The 5403-nt window shown below is 47.5% G+C and carries 4 protein-coding genes; 3 read left to right on the top strand and 1 reads right to left on the bottom strand.

Translation table 11 applies throughout. The features are described 5' to 3' along the window. Nucleotides 1-266: 266 nt before the first annotated feature. The 3 genes from O9300_RS12740 (at nt 267) to murI (ending at nt 4756) form a co-directional block, all read left to right on the top strand. Nucleotides 267-1655 (top strand): cation:proton antiporter, encoded by a 1389-nt coding sequence (locus O9300_RS12740; RefSeq protein ID WP_287971992.1) that lies wholly within the window; start codon nt 267-269, stop codon nt 1653-1655. A 253-nt stretch (nt 1656-1908) separates the two neighbouring features. Continuing rightward, the gene (locus O9300_RS12735) at nt 1909-3807 is read left to right on the top strand and encodes an N-acetylmuramoyl-L-alanine amidase (RefSeq protein ID WP_287971991.1); all 1899 of its coding nucleotides are present in this window, start codon (nt 1909-1911) and stop codon (nt 3805-3807) included. 97 nt (nt 3808-3904) lie between these two features. After that, nucleotides 3905-4756 carry a glutamate racemase gene (gene murI, locus O9300_RS12730; protein WP_287971990.1) on the top strand — a complete coding sequence of 284 codons (852 nt, stop codon included), beginning with the start codon at nt 3905-3907 and terminating at the stop codon, nt 4754-4756. A gap of 10 nt (nt 4757-4766) precedes the next feature. On the opposite strand, the gene O9300_RS12725 is transcribed toward murI, so the two are convergent. Next, a partial coding sequence (locus O9300_RS12725; RefSeq protein WP_287971989.1) for an RNA-guided endonuclease InsQ/TnpB family protein occupies nt 4767-5403 on the bottom strand: 637 nt, incomplete at its 5' end.

Below are 5403 nucleotides of genomic sequence, written 5' to 3'. Positions count from 1 at the left end.
AACTCGATTGTCTATCTTTTGGTATTAACCTGTTGATGCCTTAAGTCCTTCCCTATATGGATTTCAGATACTTTTGAGTGTAGGCGCTCTCATCGAATTTTATTTTAAGTTAATTATTTGCATAACAATTCCCGAAGAGCCGAAATTAGCTTCAAATTTGCTCATGAGTAGATTTGAGTAAGTTTAATAGAACGGCAAACTTTGAGCAGGGATGATTGAATAGGCCGCAAGCTTGTTAGAGTATTGAGAGTAATTTTGAGCGAGCGATGATACTACAGCCTTTCCTTTCTTCCGCTTGGAGTTTTAACATTTCCCTGTTAGCCTCGGCAGCTACAGCCGAAACTGCTGATAGTGCCTTAGTTTTAGCCTGCGTGCTGCTGAGTTTGACCGTTATTTATTTCGCCTGTAAACTGGGGGGGGAAATATGCGTGCGATTGAACTTGCCCCCCGTGTTAGGAGAATTAGTCGGTGGCGTGATTATCGGGGTTTCTGCCCTAAAATTACTGGTTTTTCCGGAAGGAGGGGCGGGATTCGAGGATTCTCTCCTCATTCACTTCCTACAATCCACTTCCTCCCTCACCCTGGAGCAATCTCCCGCCGTTTTTAGTGCTGCCAGTGAGGTGATTTCCGTCCTCTCGGAATTGGGGGTAATTATCCTGCTGTTCGAGATTGGTTTAGAGTCAGACTTGCAGGAATTAATTCGCGTCGGTCCGCAGGCAGCTGCTGTCGCAGTGGTAGGGGTTGCGGTTCCCTTTTTGGTGGGTACTTTGGGTTTAATCTATATCTTTCATCTGGCCACCATTCCCGCTATTTTTGCCGGGGCAGCTTTAACCGCTACCAGTATCGGCATTACCGCCAAGGTTTTAGCAGAAATAGGGCAGTTATCGGCGAAAGAAGGTCAAATTATCATCGGGGCAGCGGTTCTCGATGATATTCTCGGTATTATCGTTCTCGCTGTCGTTGCTTCTTTGGTGAAGACCGGAGAAGTGCAAATTAGCAAAGTAATTTATCTAGTTATTAGTTCTAGCGCTTTTGTAATCGGGGCGATCCTGATCGGTCGTTTTTTAAGCCCCTTTTACGTTCAATTAGTTAATAGCATGAAAACTAGGGGACAATTGCTCTTAGTTTCCCTGATTTTCGCCTTTATTCTTGCTTATATTGCCCAAGTTATCCAATTAGAAGCGATTCTCGGTTCCTTTGCTGCGGGCCTGGTCCTCGGGGAAACGGAAAAGCGATCGGAATTGGCAGAACAAGTGTTCCCGATCGCCGATTTATTTGTACCGATATTTTTCGTCTGTGTGGGGGCAAAAACCGATTTAAGTGTCCTTAATCCCGCTATTCCCACTAATCGAGAAGGATTAGTCTTGGCCGCTTTCTTAATTGTCGTCGCTATTTTGGGTAAAGTGGTGACGGGGTTAGCCGTTTTCAGTCAGGAAAAACTCAATCGCTTGGCGATCGGAGTTGGCATGATTCCCCGGGGTGAAGTGGGTTTAGTCTTTGCCGGAGTCGGGGCTGCTAGTGGCGCTTTATCCCCCGCTGCCGATGCGGCCATTATTATGATGGTGATCTTGACTACCTTTATCGCTCCGCCCCTGTTAAGGTTAGTATTTAAAGAACCTACCGCCAGCCCTCAATCAGTGAGCAGTGAGCAGTGAGTTAGGAGCTAGAGGATAGGGAGATAGGGAGATAGGGTAATTTCAACTAAAACCCCAAAACCCCAACACCCCAACAACCAATCCCTGATCACTGATCAGAAACATAGCAGACCATGCCAACGTCCCATAAGCTTGTTTTTATTGATAGTCATTCTCAGAGCATTAACGGAGCTATGGATGGCCAAAAATCGACAAAATTGTCCATTTTTACCGAAAAAAGGTAATTGATAACTGAGCAACGGGAGCATCGATCGTGAGATTTCATTGGTTATTCCTAAGCGCATTAACTTGGTTGCTGGTGGCGGCCCCTGCTTGGGCCGGCAAGCTCGTCTTTTGGCGATTCGACACCAATGAGAATCGTCTGGTGTTCACCACCGACAATCGAGTGCAACCGCGAGCGCAAATGATCACTAACCCCACCAGGATCGTGATCGATCTGCCCGGGATCAAGTTAGGGCAACCCAATATTAACCGGCCCATTGGCAATATCGTCAGAAGTGTCCGTATTGGTCAATTTGATGCGGAAACTACCCGTTTAGTGATTGAATTGGCCCCAGGCTACACCTTTGATCCTCAACAGGTAAAAATTCGCGGAATTTCGCCCACCCAATGGACAGTGGAATTGCCAGAACCCCAACCGATTAGGGAGGAAACGCAACCACCCGTCACCCCTGACCCCACACCTCCCCCCGATCGCGGTTCCACCCGTCCCACTCCCCCACCTCCAGTTAGCCAGACGGACAACAACGATGATTTTCAGGTAACTCGCAATGGTCTTTTTGTCCGTTTAGAGCAAAATGGTGATGAGCGATCAATCCGCAGTCAACGCAGCCGGGACGGCAAAAAAATCGAATTTGAATTACCCGGGGCCACTTTACCCAGTAGTCTCACCGGTCAAACTATCCCCGTCAATCGCTATGGGGTCGGCGATATTCAATTCAGTCAGACTGCCAATCAACGGGCCAAGATTTCCCTGAGCGTTAATAAGGATAGTCCCGATTGGCAAGCTCTCTATAGTCGTTTTGGTGGTTTGGTTTTACTGCCTAGGGGTGGTCTGGGTTCCGTGGATAATATCTCCTCTCCCCCCCCCACTAGCGCCACTAATCCCAATCCCCGTCCCAATAATCCCCCCGCGAAAACTGCCAATAATCCCCCTTCGAGCAATCGTTTGGCCACGATCTCCTCGATCGATCTGACGGGTAATAACGATCGCCTGTTAATTCGTGCGGATTTACCCCTAAAAGCTAACGGCATTGTTAACCGGGATGGGGTCTATGAACTACGCATCGAAAATGCTAAGTTAGCCGAGTCTTTTCGCGGTCCGCGCTTCGGCCGCTCTAGTCCCATCTATCAATTGCGCGTACGTCAGGAAAGTGTCAATAAGGTGCTGATTTTGGTACAGACCGCGGCAGGATTTCAATTCGGTCGCCTCAATCAGTCGGACGGTCAAACCCTAGCCCTAGAATTGCTTTCCTCCCGCAATTCTAGCCCCGTTTCTCAGGTTCCTGACTCCACCACTATACCTGTCCCTTTACCCCCAGATACGGGGCAATTTAACCCACCTCCGCGCCCTTCTAACCCCACTCCTAATCCCCCCCGACAAGGCAATAGCCGCTTTCTGGTGGTGATCGATCCGGGCCATGGTGGTAAGGATCCGGGGGCGATCGGAATTGGTGGCCTTCAGGAAAAAAACGTAATTCTGCCCATTTCCCTAGAAGTTACCCGCATCCTGCAACAACAGGGCATCGATGTGCGTCTAACTAGAGATAGCGACTTTTTTGTCACCCTGCAAGGGCGCACGGATCTGGCTAACCGGATTGATGCCGATCTATTTGTCAGTATCCACGCTAACTCTATGGGGAAAGCACGACCGGATGTCAACGGATTGGAAGTTTATTACTTCGGTGATCGCCGTTTGTCGGACACCATCCATCGCAATATTGTCCGCAGTGTCGATATGCGCGATCGGGGGGTGCGTCGGGCCCGTTTCTATGTGCTGAGAACCTCCAGAATGCCCTCTACCCTCGTGGAAGTGGGTTTCGTTACCGGCGCTGAGGATGCTGCTAAATTAGCCAATGTCAACTTTCAACGACAAATGGCGGCGGCGATCGCAAGGGGGATTATTGAATATATTCAACGAAATCTCCGTTAATGATTAAATGATTGGAGCATTAGTTTACTGATCAAAAAATCCGTGTTTTAATATCATCAAATAAAGCTACTTTAGATCAGCGTTTTCCTCGATATCTATGAGAGAATCACAATTTAGTCCGATTGGTGTGTTTGATAGTGGTGTGGGTGGACTGACCGTTTTAAGGGAGTTGTATCGACAACTGCCCCAAGAATCGATTCTCTATTTCGCTGATACCGCTAGACTTCCCTACGGAACCCGTTCTAAAGGGGAAATTATCGAATTTGTCCGGGAAATTCTCACTTGGATGAGCGAGCGCCGGGTGAAAATGGTGATTATGGCCTGTAATACCAGTTCCGCCTTGGCTTTAGAAGAAGTACAGGCCGAATTTAAAGATTTACCAATTTTGGGGGTAATTTTACCCGGGGCAAAAACTGCCGTGCAAAAAGGAAAGCGCATTGGGGTGATTTCTACTCCCGCTACGGCTAAAAGTAATGCCTATAAACAAGCGATTCAAGAAATCGATCCTACTGCCCAAGTTTGGCAAATTCCCTGTCCTGAATTTGTCCCTTTGATCGAGGCTAACCGCATTTTTGACCCCTACACCACGCAGGTGGCTAGGGAATATCTTCAGCCTTTACTAGCAGAAAATATTGATACTCTGGTCTATGGTTGTACCCATTATCGCCATCTTTCCCCGGTTTTACGTCGTCTTTTACCTAGTTCCGTGCGGTTGGTAGATCCCGCCGCTTCCGTTGTCCGATCGGCGGAAAAAGAACTAGAATTATTAGGTCTAAAAAATCCCGAAACACCTCTACCTACTAACTTCGCAGTTAGCGGTGATCCTGACACTTTTGCTCGTTTATCTCGTCAATGGCTCGGTTTTTCTCCCAGGGTAGAAAAGGTTTATCTGCAATGTCGGGTGAAGACCCTCGGTTTTACCGATGGGATGAAACAAAGGCCAGTTTGACTCTCCCCCGCTAACCGCTCGCGCGGTGTAGCGGGGGATTCTCGGTTCTTAGGCTTTTAACTAGATCGACCTGGTTTAACCGGTCGATCCCCGTCAAATCGCCTCCGCAAGCGTTTTCTAACACGGTCAGTCCGACCGCATTTTTTCCTCGGTTCTCGATTACCTTCGCTGATGCCGTATCTCTTGGTTCAATGTGGCCGCAAGAATCACACCGGTGAACTCTTTCCGATAATGCTTTTTTGCCAGTAATCGCGCCACAATTCGGACAGTCCTGGGAAGTTCCGTTTTTATCGACCTTAAGATAATATTTTCCCCGTTTCCAAGCGACAAAGGGTAGTATATCGTTAATAAAACTACCGATGCCCGAATCTAGAGATTGTTTTCTAACGATACCTCTAGACCAGGAAACGAAGTTAATATCCTCAACAAAGATATTATCAGCAAAATCGCAAAGATAATGAGCTAGTTTATAGTGCCAATCTCTACGAGTATTAGACACTTTTTCGTGTAATCTTGCTATCTTCTCCTGAAGTTTTAACCAATTGTTTGAGCCTTTGACTTGATGTTTCAAGCGTCTTTGTAGCAATTTAAGCTTACTCTGTACTTTCAACAAAAATCGAGGGGCTTTGATTAAATCTCCCCGTGAA

It is taken from the genome of Microcystis sp. LE19-195.1E (assembly GCF_027532095.1).
In the GTDB taxonomy this organism is placed as follows: domain Bacteria; phylum Cyanobacteriota; class Cyanobacteriia; order Cyanobacteriales; family Microcystaceae; genus Microcystis; species Microcystis aeruginosa.
Note: the sequence above shows the minus strand (reverse complement) of the source record. Positions and strands in the feature narration are given on the sequence as shown.

Bases quoted from the DNA above. Each gene is read 5' to 3' on its own strand.
- O9300_RS12740 (WP_287971992.1), top strand. From the start codon at position 267: ATGATACTACAGCCTTTCCTTTCTTCCGCTTGGAGTTTTAACATTTCC.
- murI (WP_287971990.1), top strand. From the start codon at position 3,905: ATGAGAGAATCACAATTTAGTCCGATTGGTGTGTTTGATAGTGGTGTG.